The following is a 16,921-nucleotide window of genomic DNA, read 5'->3' as shown; positions in this document are numbered from 1 at the left end:
CGGCCATCGCGGGCAAGCCCGGCTCCCACAGGGCACGGCATTCCAATGTGGGAGCTGGCTTGCCTGCGATGGACACACCTCGGTCTACCGCCCGAACTGCCCCGGCCAGCCGATGACCTTCTTCGGCCGTGGCGTCGCGTACGTCCGGATCTTCGACGTCGACAACCCCAACCGCACCAGCGATTCGGCAATCGTCACCGCCGCCGTCACGCCGTCCACCACCGGCACGCCGGTACGTTGGCGAATCTGTTCATCCAACCCGGCCATGCCGCCGCAGCCCAGGCAGATCACCTCGGCCTTGTCTTCGCTGATGGCCAGTTCCGCCTGACGCACGATGGCTTCCATGGCGGCCAGCGGGTTTTCTTCCAGCTCCAGCACCGCCATGCCGCTGGCCCGTACCGAGGCACAGCGTTGGTACAAGCCTGCCAGTTTCAGGCGGTCTTCGATCAGCGGTACGGTGCGGTCCAGGGTGGTCACCACCGAATAGGCGTGGCCCAGGAACATCGCGGTGCTGGCGGCGGCTTCGGTGATGTCCACCACCGGTACGTTGAGCAATTCCTGCAAGCCTTCGCGGCCGTGCTCGCCGTAGCCGGCCTGGATCACCGCGTCGAACGGCTGGTCGTAGGCCATCACCCGGTCCATCACCGCGATGGCCGCCAGGTAGCTTTCAAAGTTACCCTCAACCGACTCGGCACCAAAGTACGGCGTGAGCCCGACAATCTCAGTGCCCGGCGCTGCTACGGCCCGCGCTTGCTGGGCGATGGTGTCGGTGATGGATTCGGTGGTGTTGACGTTGACCACGAGAATTCGCATGGAATGTCCTTGATTAATGACTGACGTTATCGACGGCAATGCTTTCGCCACTGACATCGGCGTAGAACGGCTGGCGCTTGGCGATCAGCAGGTACAGCAGCCCTGCAATACCGGCGCCAAACATCCAGGAAAACGGTGAGACGCTGGCGAAACCGGGCAGCAAGGCCAGGAGAATGGCGATCACCGCTGCAGGAATAAACGCCGCCACGGCGCGCAGATTGACGCCACGGCTGTAGTAATAAACGCCGTTCGGGTCTTCGCTATACAGCTGCAGCACGTCCACCTGGCTTTTACGGATCAACCAGTAATCAACCATGATCACCCCGTACAACGGCCCCAGCAGTGCACCCAGCCCGGAGAGGAAATACACGATCACCAGCGGGCTGTTGTAGAGGTTCCACGGCAGGATCAGCACGGCCACGGTGGCGCTGATCAGCCCGGCGCGGCGGAAGTTCAGGTACTTGGGCGCCAGGTTGCTCAGCACAAACGCCGGTGCGACGAAGTTGGCCATGATGTTCACGGCCACGGTGACGATCAGGAACGCCAGGCAGCCCAGTACCAGGAAGAATGTATTGGGGATGGCTGCGATGATTTCGGTGGGGCTTTCGATCACCCGGCCATTGAGCTGGAACTGCCCGCCGCACAGCAGCACGGTAATCGCGGCGAACACCAGGATGTTCACCGGCAGGCCCCAGAAGTTGCCGACCTGGATGGTCTTGCGGCACGGCGAGGAGCGGGCGAAGTCGCAGAAATTGAGAATCAGCGTGCCGTAGATCGCCAACCATAGTGCGCCGCCGGCAAAGATGTTGCGCCACATCTCGCCGCCGCTCAGCGGTTCGCGGATCGACCAGGCGATGTTGCCGCCGGTTTGGAAGTACATCCAACCGGCCAGCGAAGCCACCGTCAGCAAGATCACCGGTCCGGCGAAGCCTTCGTAACGGCGCACCATCTCCATGCCGTACGCCAGGATCACCAGTTGCACCAGCCAGATCGCCACGAAGCACGCCCAGCCCAGGGACGACAGGCCGAGGATCGAGTTGTGGTCGTATTCGGCAAAACCTGGATGAATCGCGGTCAGCAGCACGCGGAAAACTACTGAAGCCAGGTAGGTCTGGATACCAAACCAGGCGATCGCGATGACCGCGCGGATCAACGCCGGAATCTGCGCGCCGTGAATGCCGAAACTGATGCGGCTGATCACCGGGAACGGCACGCCGGTCTTCTGGCCCATGTAACCCGACAGGTTCATGAAGAAGTACACCAGTGCCGCGCCAATACCCAGGGACAACAGGATCTGCCAGCCACCCAGGCCCAAGGCATAGAGGCCAATGGCAAAGGAGTAGTTGGCGATGTTGTGCACGTCATTGGTCCACAACGCGAAGATGCTGTAGCGCCCCCAACGTCGACCTTCGACCTTGGTGGGTGCCAGGTCCTTGTTGTGCAGGCGCGGGCTCAGCACCAACGGGCCGGGCCCGATGGCCTCGGGGTTCAGGGAGGAGGGCAGATCCAGTGCGATGTTATTCGAGAGACTTGTGCGCATTCCGGCAGGCTCCAGCGCATCTGCGAGCAAGCCGCGGATGGCAAAGTGTATGTAGGTTTTGTATATATTGTATACAAAGCACAATTCACCTTAAGCCACATGCGTGCCAGTTTTTGATCTATGAAAACCTAGGGTAATTTCGTTTTTATAGGTGTTTTGAATAACTAACTGAATTGGAAGAAATATAAATTGACCGTTTGAACAGCTATTTATTTTTAAGTGGGGAGAGGGCGATTCGACAGAGGGAAATAATGATGGGGATAGGTGTTACGTAATGGTGCGGCTGAAGATAAATTGCACACATAAATGGCACCGATAGTTACATGTGTGTGTACATCTCTAGCGCCCAACACAAAACAAAATGTGGGAGCGGGCTTGCTCGCGAATGCGGTGTCACAGTGATGAATGCATCAACTGAAATACCGCATTCGCGAGCAAGCCCGCTCCCACATTGATTTGTTTCACCTGAAGGCCTTCAAGCCTTGCTGATGATATTCCCCGCATGCAGCCCGCATTCCTTCTGCGTGGCTTCTTCCCACCACCAGCGGCCTTCACGCTCGTGCTGGTTCGGCAACACCGGACGGGTGCATGGCTCGCAACCAATACTGATAAAACCACGCTCATGCAGGCTGTTATACGGCAGCTCCAGCATGCGGATGTAACCCCAGATTTCCTCGCTGGTCATCTGTGTCAGCGGGTTGAACTTGTACAGGGTGCGCTCCGGTGTGGAGAACGCTGAATCGATCTCCAGCGCCGCCACTTGGCTGCGGGTACCGGGGCTTTGGTCGCGGCGCTGGCCGGTGGCCCAGGCACTCAAGCCGGAAAGCTTGCGGCGCAACGGCTCGATCTTGCGCACGCCGCAGCATTCGCCATGGCCGTCCTTATAGAAGCTGAACAGGCCCTTTTCCTTGACGAAAGGTTCCAGCTTGGCCTGGTCCGGCGAAATCAACTCGATGTCGATCTTGTAGAACTCGCGCACCTGCTCGATAAACCGGTAGGTCTCCGGGTGCAGGCGGCCGGTGTCGAGGCTGAATACCTTGACGTTCTTGTTCAGCTTCCAGGCCATGTCCACCAGCACCACGTCCTCGGCACCGCTGAAAGAAATCCACAGGTCATCACCGAACTGGCTGAACGCCAGCTTGAGAATGTCCTGGGCGGATTTGTTGGCATAAGTCGCGGCGAGTTCAGCGACGTCGAAGGCTTGGTTCATCAGGACGGTTCCTACAAGGTCAGTGGCGCTATGCGCTCTATAGGGGGGCGATGGTATCAAAATCCGCCCTGCGTTGCGGCGGCGAGCATGAATCGCTAGAGTTCGGCAGTCCTTTTGCTCGCTCAACTAACAACATCTAATGGGAGTGTCTTGTGGAAATTGCCTGTCTCGACCTGGAAGGGGTGCTGGTTCCGGAAATCTGGATCGCGTTCGCCGAAAAAACCGGTATTGAATCCTTGCGGGCCACCACCCGGGACATTCCCGACTACGACGTGTTGATGAAGCAGCGCCTGCGTATTCTCGACGAACACGGGCTCAAGCTCGCCGACATCCAGGAAGTGATCGCCACCCTCAAGCCGCTGGACGGTGCCATCGAGTTCGTCAACTGGCTGCGTGAGCGCTTCCAGGTGGTGATCCTGTCAGACACCTTCTACGAGTTCTCCCAGCCGCTGATGCGTCAACTGGGCTTCCCGACCTTGCTGTGCCACCGACTGATCACCGACGAAACCGACCGCGTGGTGAGTTACCAACTGCGCCAGAAAGACCCCAAGCGCCAGTCGGTACTGGCCTTCAAGAGCCTGTACTACCGCGTCATCGCCGCCGGCGACTCCTACAACGACACCACCATGCTGGGCGAAGCCGACCGTGGGATTCTGTTCCATGCGCCAGAGAATGTGATCCGTGAGTTCCCACAGTTCCCGGCGGTGCATACGTTTGAGGATTTGAAGCAGGAATTTATCAAGGCCTCGAATCGGCCGTTGAGCCTGTAAGGCTTTCAGCGCGGCTGATAGTCCCTTCGCGAGCAAGCCCGCTCCCACATTTGATCGCATTCCAAAGGATGTACTCGGTCAAATGTGGGAGCGGGCTTGCTCGCGAAGAGGCCGGCTCAGCCGCTGCATATCTTTCTACTAACCCCCCACCAACAAGCGCTCATAAGGAATGCGCAAGCCCTCATGCAGGCGCTTGATCATCGCCAGGCTCAGCTTGCGCTTGTGGTTTAAAACCTCGGAAACCCGCCCGCTGGTGCCTATAAAGGGCTCCAGGTCGCGGGCCGTCATGCCAAGTTGTTCCATTCGAAACTTGATGGCCTCTACCGGATCCGAAGCTGGCATTGGACAGTGTTCGGACTCGTACTTTTCGATAAGTATGGCGAGGATTTCCAGCTCGTCGCCCTCCGGCGAGCCAATGTCTGCTCCCCATAGCTGCTCCACGCGCGCAAGTGCTGCGGTCAGGTCTTCCTGGGAATGTATAGGCTTGATGTTCATCACACGGTCTCCGCGTTGATCTGATCGTATTGCGCGTGAGTCCCTACGAAACGTATGAACCCGAGCTGGCGCAGGTAATCGATCGCCATGATCACTCGATATTTGTTGCCGCCCACGTTGAATACAACCCTGCCGCCTTTAAGAATACTTGCGGTCCTAAGCTCTGCTTTGAGCGCTTGTGGTGTCGCGTATTCAGCCTTTTCCATATGGCGGTACAGCTCGACAAGCGGCGTTTTGGCATCGGAAAAAGCTGGCTGGCTTTCCCAGAATATCCGCAGGGTAGAGAGCGCAATTATCCGCATCTATGCAATCTCCCAATTTGGGAGATGATAGGTGTGATGGGTTGGAAGTGCAATCTTGGAAATGATTTCTGACGAGTATGCAGACGCTTCATGTGATCCTTCACAAACGGCTGGTGGACGGTCGGAGCTGGACGCTATCGCCCAGCTTATATTTCGTCCACAGCCGTTCTGATTCAGATCTTTTCCTATCGTGCGGCTATCCGTTCGAAAGCCAAAGGCGGCCTGGTTGCTACAGGTTTTCCAAGGTTTGTAACAACACCCGCACCTTCGTCAGCGACTCCTGATACTCCGCCTCCCACTCCGAGTCCGCGACGATCCCGCCGCCGCCCCAGCAGCACACCTGCCCCTCCTTGACCAGCAGACTGCGGATGGCGATGGAGCTGTCCATCTGGCCGCGCACGTCCAGGTACACCAACGAGCCGCAGTACAGCCCGCGTCGAGTGGGCTCCAGTTCATCGATGATCTGCATCGCGCGAATCTTTGGTGCGCCGGTGATGGAACCGCCGGGGAAGCTGCCGGCGATCAGGTCGAGGGCGTCCTTGCCGTCGGCCAATTCGCCAATCACGCTGCTCACCAAGTGGTGCACGTTGGGGTAGCTTTCCAGGCTGAACAGTTCCGGCACACTGACTGAACCGATGCGGCAGGTGCGGCCGAGGTCGTTGCGCAGCAGGTCGACGATCATCAGGTTTTCGGCGCGGTCCTTGGGGCTGGCCAGCAGTTCAGCGGCGTTGGCAGCGTCTTCTTCCGGTGTTGAACCTCGCGGGCGCGTGCCTTTGATTGGGCGTGTTTCGACCCGGCGTTCGCTGATATGCACGAAGCGCTCAGGCGACAGGCTCAGCACAGCGCCTTCATCCGGCAGGCTCTGGAACCCGGAAAACGGCGTCGGGCAGGCCTCGCGCAAGGCGCAGTAAGCCACCCATGGGTCACCGATACACGGCGCGCGAAAGCGCTGGGCGAAGTTGACCTGGTAGCAGTCGCCGGCCTGGATATAGTCCTGGATGCGCACGATGGCCTGGCGATAAGCCTCGGCCGTGAGGTCAGGGGCCATCGCGCCGCCTAGTTTGAACGTTGCAGCGGCGTCGATGACAGGCTGGCCGAACAACGCGATCAAGCGTAGACGCTCGCTGTCGGCCAGTGCCGGATGAAATACAAGCTGGCTGGTTTGCGCCTGGTGATCGCTGATCAGCGCCCAGGCATACAGTCCAAAGCGCGCATCCGGCAGGTGCAGGTCGTCTGCAGCCAAGTGCGGCATCTGCTCCAGGTGCCGCCCGAAGTCATAACTCAGGTATCCGATCAAGCCGCCAGCAAAGGGCAGTTCGTGACCGGCGGGCAAATTCGCTTCGCCCAACTGCGTAAGGTTTTCTCGCAGGCGTTGCAGGAAATCACTGCCGCTTTCATCTGGCGACACCGTCAACGTTGTTTCGGGCCAGGCGCTCAACAGGTCATAACGCCCGCGCTCGGCAGACGGTCGGCCGCTGTCCAGCAGCACCGAACCCGGCGCGTGGCGAATCGCCGCAAAATACTCGGCGGGGTTGGCCCGGTAGGGCAGCGGGTGTACAGAGCAGGTCAACATGCGGGGTGGATCAGCCAGTCGCGCGGGGGAGGGGATTGTAGTCCCCTGTAGGATTTGCTCCTAGAGGGGATGTCGGGGATAGACAGTTAGAGGGCTGGATCAGCCTTCCACCAGTGGGATATGCCCAAACATTTCCTGGACGAACCTCACCCGTTCCTCCGGGGTTTCGGTCACGCCAGCGGCCTTCAATTCTTCCAGCCGCGCCTCCACGGCATGGGTGCGCAGCGTCAAGCCGCAGTCGTTGGCAATCTGGATATTCAGTCCCGGACGCGCATTCAGCTCCAGGATCAGCGGGCCTTTCTCCTGGTCCAGCACCATGTCCACGCCGATGTAACCCAGCCCGCACAGCTCGTAGCAGCCGGCCGCAAGCTTCATGAAACCGTCCCAGTTGGGCAGTTGCACGCCATCCACCGCGTTGGTGGTGTCGGGGTGTTTGGTGATGATGTTGTTCAGCCAGGTACCACGCAGGGTCAAGCCAGTAGCCAAGTCCACACCGACGCCAATGGCGCCTTGGTGCAGGTTGGCCTTGCCGCCGGACTGGCGCGTTGGCAAGCGCAACATGGCCATGACCGGGTAACCCATCAGCACGATGATGCGAATGTCCGGCACGCCTTCGTAGCTGATGCTTTTGAAGATCTGGTCGGGCACCACACGGTATTCGATCAATGCGCGGTCGCGGTGACCGCCCAAGGAATACAGGCCGGTGAGGATGCTGGAGATCTGATGCTCAATCTCTTCATGGCTGATGATCTTGCCGGACACTGTGCGATAGCGCCCTTCAAAGCGGTCCGCCACCACCAGGATGCCGTCACCGCCGGCACCTTGTGCCGGCTTGATCACGAAGTCGCTGCGCCCACCGATGATCTCGTCGAGCTTGTCGATTTCCTTCTCGGTGGAGATCACCCCGTACATTTCCGGCACATGGATGCCAGCAGCGATGGCCCGTTCCTTGGTGATGATCTTGTCATCCACGATTGGGTACAGGCTGCGCTTGTTGTACTTGAGCACATAGTCGGCATTGCGCCGGTTGATGCCCATGATTCCCCGCGCTTCAAGGGCCTTCCAGGTCTTCCAGAAACCGAACATTACTGATCAGCCTTCTTGAGGAATGCCTTGAAACGCACCAGCTCGGTCAGGCGGTAGCCGCGATAGCGACCCATGGCCAGCATGAAGCCCACCAGGATCAGCAGGATCGCCGGGAAGGTAAACACGAAGTACACCAGCTCTGGCACGCTCATGATCAAGTGCGCCAGGGAGGCGGCGAACAGCGTACCAATCGCCACTTTCAGCGCATGGTTGGCGCCGCGTTCTTCCCAGGTGATCGACAGGCGTTCGATGGTCATGGTCAGAATCACCATCGGGAACAGCGCCACCGACAGCCCGCGCTCCAGCCCAAGCTTATGGCTGAACAGGCTGATAGCCGCGATCAGCACCACCACAAAGGTCAGCACCACCGAGAGCCTCGGCAGCATCTGCAGCTTCAAGTGTTCCAGGTACGACCGGAGTGACAGCCCCAGCGCCGTAATAATGGTGAACAGCGCAATACCAAAGCCCAACTGGGTTTCGCGGAACGCCAGGGCGATCAGCACCGGGGTAAACGTGCCCAATGTCTGCAGGCCGATCAGGTTGCGCAGGATCAGGATCACCAGCACGCCAATCGGGATCATCACCATGATCATGAAGGTCTGCTGGGTTTGCAGCGGCAGGCCGTACAACGAATATTCAAGGAAGTTGGCGTCGGTGTTTTCGTCCGTCAGCTTGGCCAGGCGGATCGCGTTCATCTCGCTGTTGTTCAGGCTGAAGGTCACCATGGCCTTCTTGCCACCGTCGACGGTGATCAGGTTTTCATCACCGGTCCACCACAGCAGCCGGTCGGTGGGCAGGCCCTGTTCGCCGGTTTCCGGGTTGAAGTACAGCCAGTCGTTGCCATTGAAGCTGCGCAACCACAGCTCCGGGGTTTGTGGTTGGTCGGCCACCAGGCGAATGGTATGGACCTTTTCCACCGGCACATGGGCGATGGACAGCAGCAACTCGACGATCTTGGCCTTGTGCGGCGTAGAGGGATCGCCCGCCAGCAGCAGCTTCACATTGTCGTCGTTGAGGTTGTTGGTGCGCTTGATAGCTTCGCTGATAAACGTCTCGACGTCGGCCGAGTGCTGGCGGATCGGTGCCAGCAAGGCTTCGGCGGCGATTTTTTCAGGGCCTTCCACTGCAATGCTGTCGCGGAAGGTCGGGCCCTTGACCTTGGCTTTTTCGCCGCTGTAGCGCTTGGTCAACACCAGGCGGTAATACAGGGTTTGCTTGCCGTTGGCGCGACGCGCCGACCAGGTGACCTTACGGTTGCCGTCGATACGATTGACGCTGACCCCATAGTTATTCGAGATGAAACTCTCGTTGAGGCTCACGAAATCGCGGCTCAGCGGCGGCACGAACATCTGGATCTTTACCGGGTCTTTCGGGTTGGCGACGAACTCGACTTTGGCGTCGATGTTCCATAAGTCGTCGGTGGCGTCTTCGGTGACGGGGATCCCCAGCACGAAGATCTGATAGGCGGTGACCGAAATACCCAGCACCACCAGGATGGCGATCAGGATTTTCAGGTGCAGGGTCAGAGAGCGCATTCGGTTTACTCGGCGGTATGAGCGTCGGCGGCACAGGCAGGTTTGCCTGCTGCGTATTTAAGACTGGGGTCGACCAGCGCATCAAAGCGTTTCAACGCTTCGGAGCCGATCAGCAGCGGGTATTGGAATGCGCTGCGGTCAGTCAAGTTCACTTCGATGCTGCGTAAAGCAGTGCCCATGCAGATGTCCAGCGCAATGACTGGGCGGGCGGTGTAGTTCTTGTCCTCATCGGGGTCGTAGTCACCGGCGCGGCGCTTGATCTTGCTGACGCGGGCCAGGGGGCGTTCGATGGGGTGGGAATGGGCGGTGTCGATGGCCAGGTAGAAGCGCACCCAGGATTCGCCGTTGCGCTTGAAACGCTTGATATCACGGGCACTGAGAGAGGCGGTCTTGGCACCGGTGTCCAGTTTGGCGGCGACTTCAAGGTCGATGCCGGCCAATTGGGCGTATTCGTTGAGGCCGTACACGGTCTTCTCGCCGGCAATGGCAAGGCCGGGCACCGATAACAGGCAAATCAGTAAAAGGAAGGGCTTGAGTCTCATAAATCCCGAGGCGGTGCAGTGCGATGTTTGGTTCAAGGCGACTGGCATTGCTGCGCAAGCTCCCTCGTGCGCCGTTTCATCTAATGATGTCAGGCAAAAGCGGCGGGCATTCTAACATGATGCTTTTTTGGCGCCAGCGCTGGCAGGCGGCCATGCCCTGATAGAGTGCGCAAGCGGTTATTAGACGATTGTCGACAATGTGTATTTATTCTTTGACTGCGCGAGGCTAATTGGCTAGTTTTTGCGGCATTGCTTTTGAAGGTGTCGACAATATGCTGGATCAAGCGGAAGCCTCGGTCGCGGTGTCAGACGAATCCCAGACCATGTCTGAAAACGTCTTCCGCCGTATCCAGGCCGCCATCGTCAAGGGCGAGATCGCCCCCGGCAGCAAGATCTCCGAGCCGGAACTGGCGCGTACCTACGGCATCAGCCGTGGCCCGCTGCGCGAGGCGATCCATCGCCTGGAAGGCCAGCGCCTATTGGTGCGCGTACCCCATGTCGGCGCGCGGGTAGTGTCGTTGAGCCACGCCGAATTGATCGAACTCTACGAAATCCGCGAATCCCTCGAAGGCATGGCCTGTCGCCTGGCTGCCGAGCGCATGACCGATGCGGAGATCGAAGAATTGCGCCAGGTGTTGCACACCCACGAGCGCGACGAAGCCTTCCAGGCCGGCCTCGGCTACTACCAGCAGGAAGGCGACTTCGATTTTCATTACCGGATAATTCAAGGTGCCGGTAACCGTACCCTCACCCAAATGCTCTGCGGCGAGCTGTACCAATTGGTGCGCATGTACCGCATCCAGTTTTCCGCGACCCCCAATCGTCCACGCCAGGCTTTTGCCGAGCACCACCGAATTCTCGATGCGATTGCCGATCGTGACGGTGAGCTGGCCGAACTGCTGATGCGCCGCCATATCGGCGCCTCCAAACGCAACATCGCCCGTCATTTCCCCGACGGTGCCCCCCAATCACGAGGTGAATGATGAGTTCGAATAATAAGAGCACTCCCGGCCAGCGTTTCCGTGACGCCGTCGCCAGCGAGCATCCCTTGCAGGTGGTCGGCGCGATCAACGCCAACCATGCGCTGCTGGCCAAGCGTGCCGGTTTCAAGGCGATCTACCTGTCGGGTGGCGGTGTTGCTGCCGGTTCCCTGGGCGTGCCGGACTTAGGGATTACCGGCCTGGATGACGTGCTCACCGACGTGCGCCGCATCACCGACGTCTGCGACCTGCCGTTGCTGGTGGATGTGGACACCGGTTTCGGCTCCTCGGCGTTCAACGTGGCGCGCACCGTCAAGTCGATGATCAAGTTCGGCGCCGCCGCCATCCATATCGAAGACCAGGTCGGCGCCAAGCGCTGCGGCCATCGCCCGAATAAAGAAATCGTGTCCCAACAGGAAATGGTCGATCGCATCAAGGCCGCCGTGGACGCGCGCACCGATGACAGCTTTGTGATCATGGCGCGTACCGACGCGCTGGCGGTCGAAGGCCTGGAGTCCGCCCTGGAGCGTGCCGCCGCTTGCATCGAAGCCGGCGCCGACATGGTCTTCCCCGAAGCCATTACCGAACTTGAGATGTACAAGCTGTTCGCCTCCCGCGTGAAGGCGCCGATCCTGGCCAACATCACCGAGTTCGGCGCCACACCGCTGTACACCACCGAACAGTTGAAATCTGCCGATGTTTCCATCGTGCTGTACCCGCTCTCAGCCTTTCGCGCCATGAACAAGGCCGCCGAGAACGTCTACACCGCGATCCGTCGCGACGGCACCCAGCAGAACGTGATCGACACCATGCAAACCCGCATGGAGCTTTACGATCGCATCGACTACCACACCTTTGAGCAGAAGCTCGACGCGCTGTTCGCAGCCAAGAAGTAAAGAACAGCCTCCCTAATAAATTCAAGATTGGAGAACCGACATGGCTGAAGCAAAAGTACTCAGTGGCGCTGGCCTGCGTGGCCAAGTAGCCGGCCAGACCGCACTGTCCACCGTGGGCCAGGCGGGTGCCGGCCTGACCTATCGCGGCTATGACGTGCGCGAACTGGCCGCCGATGCGCAGTTCGAAGAAGTCGCCTACCTGCTGCTGTACGGCGAGTTGCCGACTAAAACCGAGTTGGCGGCCTACAGCGCCAAGTTGAGCAAACTGCGTGACTTGCCCCAAGCGCTGAAAGAAGTGCTGGAACGCATCCCTGCCGACGCCCACCCGATGGATGTGATGCGCACCGGTTGCTCGTTCCTCGGCAATATCGAGCCCGAGAAAGATTTCAGCGTGCAGCGCGATGTCACCGACCGCTTGCTCGCCGCCTTCCCGGCGATCATGTGCTACTGGTACCGCTTCAGCCACGACGGCAAGCGTATCGACTGCGTGACCGACGAGCCTTCCATCGGCGGCCACTTCCTGCACCTGCTGCATGGCAAGAAGCCAAGCGAGTTGCACGTCAAAGTGATGAACGTGTCGCTGATCCTCTATGCGGAGCACGAATTCAACGCCTCGACGTTCACCGCGCGCGTGTGTGCCTCGACCCTGTCCGACCTGTATTCCTGCGTCACCGCGGCCATCGGCTCGCTGCGCGGCCCGTTGCATGGCGGCGCCAACGAAGCAGCAATGGAAATGATCGAGCGCTTCACCTCGGCCGAAGATGCCGTGGAAGGCACCCTCGGCATGCTGGCGCGCAAGGACAAGATCATGGGCTTCGGCCACGCGATCTACAAAGACAGCGACCCGCGCAATGAAGTGATCAAGGGCTGGGCGAAAAAACTCGCCGATGAAGTAGGCGACAAGGTGCTGTTCCCGGTCTCCGAAGCCATCGACAAGACCATGTGGGAGCAGAAGAAACTGTTCCCCAACGCCGACTTCTACCATGCCTCGGCGTACCACTTCATGGGCATCCCGACCAAGTTGTTCACGCCGATCTTCGTGTGCTCACGCCTGACCGGCTGGGCCGCGCATGTGTTCGAGCAGCGCGCCAACAACCGCATCATCCGTCCAAGCGCCGAGTACATCGGCGTTGAGCAGCGCAAGTTCGTGCCAATCGAACGTCGCTGAGTGGGATGAACTGAACACACTGGCAAATGGGCTTTATTGTGGGAGCTGGGCCAGTGTCGACAGTCCGCCCTTTGAACCTACCGTGACCGAGTCCTGACGATGAACACTGAATTTCGCAAACCGCTCCCCGGCAGCCGCCTGGATTTCTTCGACGCCCGTGCGGCTGTCGAGGCAATCACCCCTGGCGCCTACGCCACCTTGCCCTACACCTCCCGCGTACTCGCCGAGAACCTGGTGCGTCGCTGCGACCCGGCCACCCTCAATGCGTCCCTGAGCCAACTGATCGAGCGCAAGCGCGACCTCGACTTTCCCTGGTTCCCGGCGCGCGTGGTGTGCCACGACATTCTCGGCCAGACCGCCCTGGTGGACCTCGCCGGCCTGCGCGACGCCATCGCCCAGCAAGGTGGCGACCCGGCGCAGGTCAACCCGGTGGTGCCGACCCAACTGATCGTCGACCACTCCCTGGCCGTCGAAGCCGGTGGTTTCGACCCGGACGCGTTCGAAAAAAACCGTGCCATTGAAGACCGTCGCAACGAAGACCGTTTCCACTTTATCGAGTGGACCAAAAAGGCCTTCAAGAACGTCGACGTGATCCCGCCGGGCAACGGCATCATGCACCAGATCAACCTGGAGAAAATGTCTCCGGTGATCCAGGTGCGCGACGGCGTAGCGTTCCCCGACACTTGCGTCGGCACCGACAGCCACACCCCGCACGTGGATGCCCTGGGCGTAATCGCCATCGGCGTCGGTGGCCTGGAAGCCGAGAGCGTGATGCTTGGCCGCGCCTCGTGGATGCGCCTGCCGGAAAGCGTCGGCGTGGAACTGACCGGCAAGCTGCAACCGGGCATCACTGCCACCGATATGGTGCTGGCGCTGACGGAGTTTTTGCGTAAGCAGAAAGTGGTCGGCGCGTGGCTGGAGTTCTTCGGCGAGGGCGCGTCGGCGCTGACGCTGGGCGACCGCGCAACCATCTCCAACATGGCCCCGGAATACGGCGCCACCGCAGCGATGTTCTACATCGACCAACAGACTATCGCTTACCTGAAACTCACGGGCCGTGAAGACGAACAAGTCACCCTGGTGGAGCAATACGCACGTCATACCGGCCTGTGGGCGGATGACCTCAAAGGCGCGCAATATGAGCGTGGCCTGACGTTCGATTTGTCCAGCGTCGTGCGCAACATGGCCGGCCCGAGCAACCCGCACGCCCGCGTCGCGACCAGCGACCTGGCAGCCAAAGGCATCAGCGGCCAGTGGGAAGAAGTGCCCGGCCAAATGCCAGATGGCGCAGTCATCATTGCCGCCATCACCAGCTGCACCAACACCAGCAACCCGCGCAACGTGATTGCCGCAGGCCTGCTGGCGCGCAATGCCAACAAGCTCGGGCTGGTGCGCAAACCGTGGGTCAAATCGTCCCTGGCACCGGGTTCGAAAACCGTGGCCATGTACCTTGAAGACGCCGGCCTGGATCATGAACTGGAAAAACTCGGCTTCGGCGTGGTGGCCTTCGCCTGCACCACGTGCAACGGCATGTCTGGCGCGCTCGATCCGGTGATCCAGCAAGAGATCATCGACCGCGACTTGTACGCCACCGCCGTGTTGTCGGGCAACCGCAACTTTGACGGGCGCATTCACCCGTACGCCAAGCAGGCGTTCCTCGCATCGCCGCCGCTGGTGGTGGCTTACGCGATTGCCGGCACCATCCGTTTCGACATCGAAAAAGACGTGCTGGGCCTGGACGCCAACGGCAAGGAAATCCGCCTGCAGGACATCTGGCCAAGCGACGAAGAAATCGACGCGGTGGTGAAGGCTTCGGTCAAGCCGGAGCAGTTCCGCAAGGTCTACATCCCGATGTTCGCCATTCACGAAGACACCGGCCCCAAGGTTGCGCCGCTGTATGACTGGCGCCCGCAAAGCACCTATATTCGCCGCCCGCCGTACTGGGAAGGCGCATTGGCCGGTGCGCGTCCGCTCAAGGGCATGCGCCCGCTGGCGGTGCTGCCGGACAACATCACCACTGACCACCTGTCGCCGTCCAACGCGATCATGCTCGACAGTGCCGCCGGTGAATACCTGGCGAAAATGGGCTTGCCGGAAGTCGACTTCAACTCCTACGCGACTCATCGGGGCGACCATTTGACCGCGCAGCGCGCGACGTTCGCCAACCCAAAACTGTTCAACGAAATGGTGGTGGAAAACGGCAAGGTCAAACAGGGTTCCCTGGCACGCATCGAGCCCGAAGGCCAGGTCACGCGGATGTGGGAAGCCATCGAAACCTACATGGAGCGCAAGCAGCCGCTGATCATCATTGCCGGCGCCGATTACGGCCAGGGTTCTTCCCGCGACTGGGCGGCCAAAGGCGTGCGCCTCGCCGGCGTGGAAGCAATTGCTGCCGAAGGTTTCGAGCGCATCCACCGTACCAACCTGGTGGGCATGGGCGTGTTGCCGTTGGAGTTCCTGCCGGGCACCGACCGTCATACCTTGAACATCGACGGCAGCGAAACCTATGACGTGGTCGGCTCGCGCACCCCGCGTGCGCAACTGACCCTGGTGATCCACCGCAAGAATGGCGAACGTGTCGAAGTGCCGGTGACCTGCCGCCTGGACACCGCCGAAGAAGTGTCGATCTACGAGGCGGGCGGCGTGTTGCAACGTTTTGCCCAGGACTTCCTGGAATCGGCAGCGACTGCCTGAGGGGTAACCATGGCACACGTAGCGCAAATCAAGATCCCCGCCACCTATATGCGTGGCGGCACCAGTAAGGGTGTGTTTTTCAGCCTCAAGGACCTGCCCGAGTCGGCGCAGGTCCCGGGCGCTGCGCGCGACGCCCTGTTGCTACGGGTAATCGGCAGCCCCGACCCGTACGACAAGCAGATCGACGGCATGGGCGGCGCCACGTCCAGCACCAGCAAAACCGTGATCCTGGCCAAAAGCACCCGCGCCGATCATGACGTGGATTACCTGTTCGGCCAGGTGTCCATCGACAAACCATTCGTGGACTGGAGCGGCAACTGCGGCAACCTGTCGGCGGCGGTGGGTTCGTTCGCCATCAGCGCGGGGCTGGTCGACCCGGCTCGCGTGCCCCGCAACGGCGTGGCCGTGGTACGTGTGTGGCAGGCCAATATCGGCAAGACCATCATTGCCCACGTGCCAATTACTGACGGCGCGGTGCAGGAAACCGGCGACTTCGAGCTGGATGGCGTGACCTTCCCAGCGGCCGAAGTGCAGTTGGAGTTCATGGACCCGGCAGCAGAAGAAGAGGGGGGCGGCGGCTCGATGTTCCCCACCGGCAACCTGGTGGACGACCTGGAGGTGCCCGGCGTCGGCACGTTCAAGGCCACGCTGATCAACGCGGGCATCCCGACCATCTTCATCAACGCCGAAGACCTGGGCTACACCGGCACCGAGTTGCAGAGTGCGATCAACAGCGACCCTAAGGCCCTGGCAATGTTTGAAACGGTACGGGCCTACGGCGCATTGCGCATGGGCCTGATCAAGCACCTGGACGAAGCGGCCCAGCGCCAGCACACACCGAAGGTGGCGTTTGTGGCCAAGCCTGCGGACTACGTGGCATCCAGCGGCAAGGCGATCAAGGCCGGTGATGTCGACCTGCTGGTGCGTGCGCTGTCCATGGGCAAGCTGCACCACGCGATGATGGGCACGGCGGCGGTGGCGATTGGCACGGCAGCGGCGATTTCCGGCACGCTGGTCAACCTCGCTGCCGGTGGTGTGGAACGCAATGCGGTGCGGTTCGGGCATCCGTCCGGCACGTTGCGCGTGGGCGCCGAGGCCAGTGAGGTGAACGGTGAGTGGGTGGTGAAGAAAGCCATCATGAGCCGCAGTGCGCGGGTGCTGATGGAAGGTTTCGTGCGCGTCCCCGGCGACGCTTTCTAAAACCCGACACCCATCACCTGTGGGAGCGGGCTTGCCCGCGATAGCGGCATATCAGTGACATTTCTTTTGCTGACCCACCGCGATCGCGGGCAAGCCCGCTCCCACAGGTGACATTTA

At 60.4% G+C, this 16,921-nt stretch carries 15 protein-coding genes; 6 read left to right on the top strand and 9 right to left on the bottom strand.

The genetic code is table 11. The annotated features are described in order from the left end of the window. Positions 1-84: 84 nt before the first annotated feature. The 3 genes from CFE47_RS22985 to CFE47_RS22975 form a co-directional block, all read right to left on the bottom strand. Positions 85-813, bottom strand: a complete 729-nt coding sequence (locus CFE47_RS22985) for an aspartate/glutamate racemase family protein (protein WP_194937770.1) — start codon at positions 811-813, stop codon at positions 85-87. 13 nt (positions 814-826) lie between these two features. Next, positions 827-2,353, bottom strand: a complete 1,527-nt coding sequence (locus tag CFE47_RS22980) for an NCS1 family nucleobase:cation symporter-1 (protein ID WP_286840689.1) — start codon at positions 2,351-2,353, stop codon at positions 827-829. 475 nt (positions 2,354-2,828) lie between these two features. Then, a complete protein-coding gene (locus CFE47_RS22975; RefSeq protein WP_286840688.1) occupies positions 2,829-3,563 on the bottom strand; it encodes a phosphoadenylyl-sulfate reductase in 735 nt (244 codons plus the stop codon). Between the two features lie 152 nt (positions 3,564-3,715). Here CFE47_RS22975 and thrH point away from each other — a divergent pair, with 152 nt between their 5' ends. Continuing rightward, positions 3,716-4,333 (top strand): bifunctional phosphoserine phosphatase/homoserine phosphotransferase ThrH, encoded by a 618-nt coding sequence (gene thrH / locus CFE47_RS22970; RefSeq protein ID WP_286840687.1) that lies wholly within the window; start codon positions 3,716-3,718, stop codon positions 4,331-4,333. A gap of 138 nt (positions 4,334-4,471) precedes the next feature. On the opposite strand, the gene CFE47_RS22965 is transcribed toward thrH, so the two are convergent. The 6 genes from CFE47_RS22965 to rloA all read right to left on the bottom strand — a co-directional run bounded on the left by CFE47_RS22965 (position 4,472) and on the right by rloA (position 9,866). Next, on the bottom strand, positions 4,472-4,828 hold the full coding sequence (locus CFE47_RS22965; RefSeq protein WP_185703366.1) for a helix-turn-helix domain-containing protein: 357 nt from the start codon (positions 4,826-4,828) through the stop codon (positions 4,472-4,474). Continuing rightward, positions 4,828-5,130 (bottom strand): type II toxin-antitoxin system HigB family toxin, encoded by a 303-nt coding sequence (locus CFE47_RS22960; RefSeq protein WP_286840686.1) that lies wholly within the window; start codon positions 5,128-5,130, stop codon positions 4,828-4,830. The genes CFE47_RS22965 and CFE47_RS22960 overlap by 1 nt, the downstream gene beginning before the upstream one ends. A 229-nt stretch (positions 5,131-5,359) precedes the next feature. Then, on the bottom strand, positions 5,360-6,703 hold the full coding sequence (gene pabB / locus CFE47_RS22955; RefSeq protein WP_286840685.1) for an aminodeoxychorismate synthase component I: 1,344 nt from the start codon (positions 6,701-6,703) through the stop codon (positions 5,360-5,362). A gap of 99 nt (positions 6,704-6,802) precedes the next feature. Next, on the bottom strand, positions 6,803-7,789 hold the full coding sequence (locus tag CFE47_RS22950; RefSeq protein ID WP_286840684.1) for an alpha-L-glutamate ligase-like protein: 987 nt from the start codon (positions 7,787-7,789) through the stop codon (positions 6,803-6,805). Beyond that, entirely contained in the window at positions 7,789-9,324 is a 1,536-nt protein-coding gene (gene rloB / locus CFE47_RS22945) for an osmotic stress tolerance membrane protein RloB (RefSeq protein WP_286840683.1), read from the bottom strand. Before rloB ends, CFE47_RS22950 begins: the two co-directional genes overlap by 1 nt. 5 nt (positions 9,325-9,329) lie before the next feature. Continuing rightward, positions 9,330-9,866, bottom strand: a complete 537-nt coding sequence (rloA, locus tag CFE47_RS22940) for a retropepsin-like aspartic peptidase RloA (RefSeq protein ID WP_185703374.1) — start codon at positions 9,864-9,866, stop codon at positions 9,330-9,332. A gap of 272 nt (positions 9,867-10,138) precedes the next feature. Between rloA and CFE47_RS22935 the strand changes: the two genes are divergently transcribed. From CFE47_RS22935 to prpF, 5 genes are all read left to right on the top strand, one after another. Then, positions 10,139-10,849, top strand: coding sequence for a GntR family transcriptional regulator (locus tag CFE47_RS22935; RefSeq protein WP_286840682.1), 711 nt, complete (start codon positions 10,139-10,141; stop codon positions 10,847-10,849). Beyond that, positions 10,849-11,742 carry a methylisocitrate lyase gene (gene prpB / locus CFE47_RS22930; RefSeq protein WP_025854214.1) on the top strand — a complete coding sequence of 298 codons (894 nt, stop codon included), beginning with the start codon at positions 10,849-10,851 and terminating at the stop codon, positions 11,740-11,742. Before CFE47_RS22935 ends, prpB begins: the two co-directional genes overlap by 1 nt. A 40-nt stretch (positions 11,743-11,782) precedes the next feature. Continuing rightward, entirely contained in the window at positions 11,783-12,910 is a 1,128-nt protein-coding gene (gene prpC / locus CFE47_RS22925) for a bifunctional 2-methylcitrate synthase/citrate synthase (protein ID WP_185703378.1), read from the top strand. Between the two features lie 99 nt (positions 12,911-13,009). Then, a complete protein-coding gene (gene acnD, locus CFE47_RS22920; RefSeq protein WP_286840681.1) occupies positions 13,010-15,604 on the top strand; it encodes a Fe/S-dependent 2-methylisocitrate dehydratase AcnD in 2,595 nt (864 codons plus the stop codon). A gap of 9 nt (positions 15,605-15,613) precedes the next feature. Beyond that, positions 15,614-16,804 carry a 2-methylaconitate cis-trans isomerase PrpF gene (prpF, locus tag CFE47_RS22915; RefSeq protein ID WP_286840680.1) on the top strand — a complete coding sequence of 397 codons (1,191 nt, stop codon included), beginning with the start codon at positions 15,614-15,616 and terminating at the stop codon, positions 16,802-16,804. Positions 16,805-16,921 lie beyond the last annotated feature (117 nt).

The organism is Pseudomonas sp. PGPPP1 (genome assembly GCF_002255865.1).
Lineage (GTDB): Bacteria > Pseudomonadota > Gammaproteobacteria > Pseudomonadales > Pseudomonadaceae > Aquipseudomonas > Aquipseudomonas cremoris.
The sequence above is the reverse complement of the archived record's forward strand: the minus strand, read 5'-3'. Positions and strand labels throughout refer to the sequence as shown.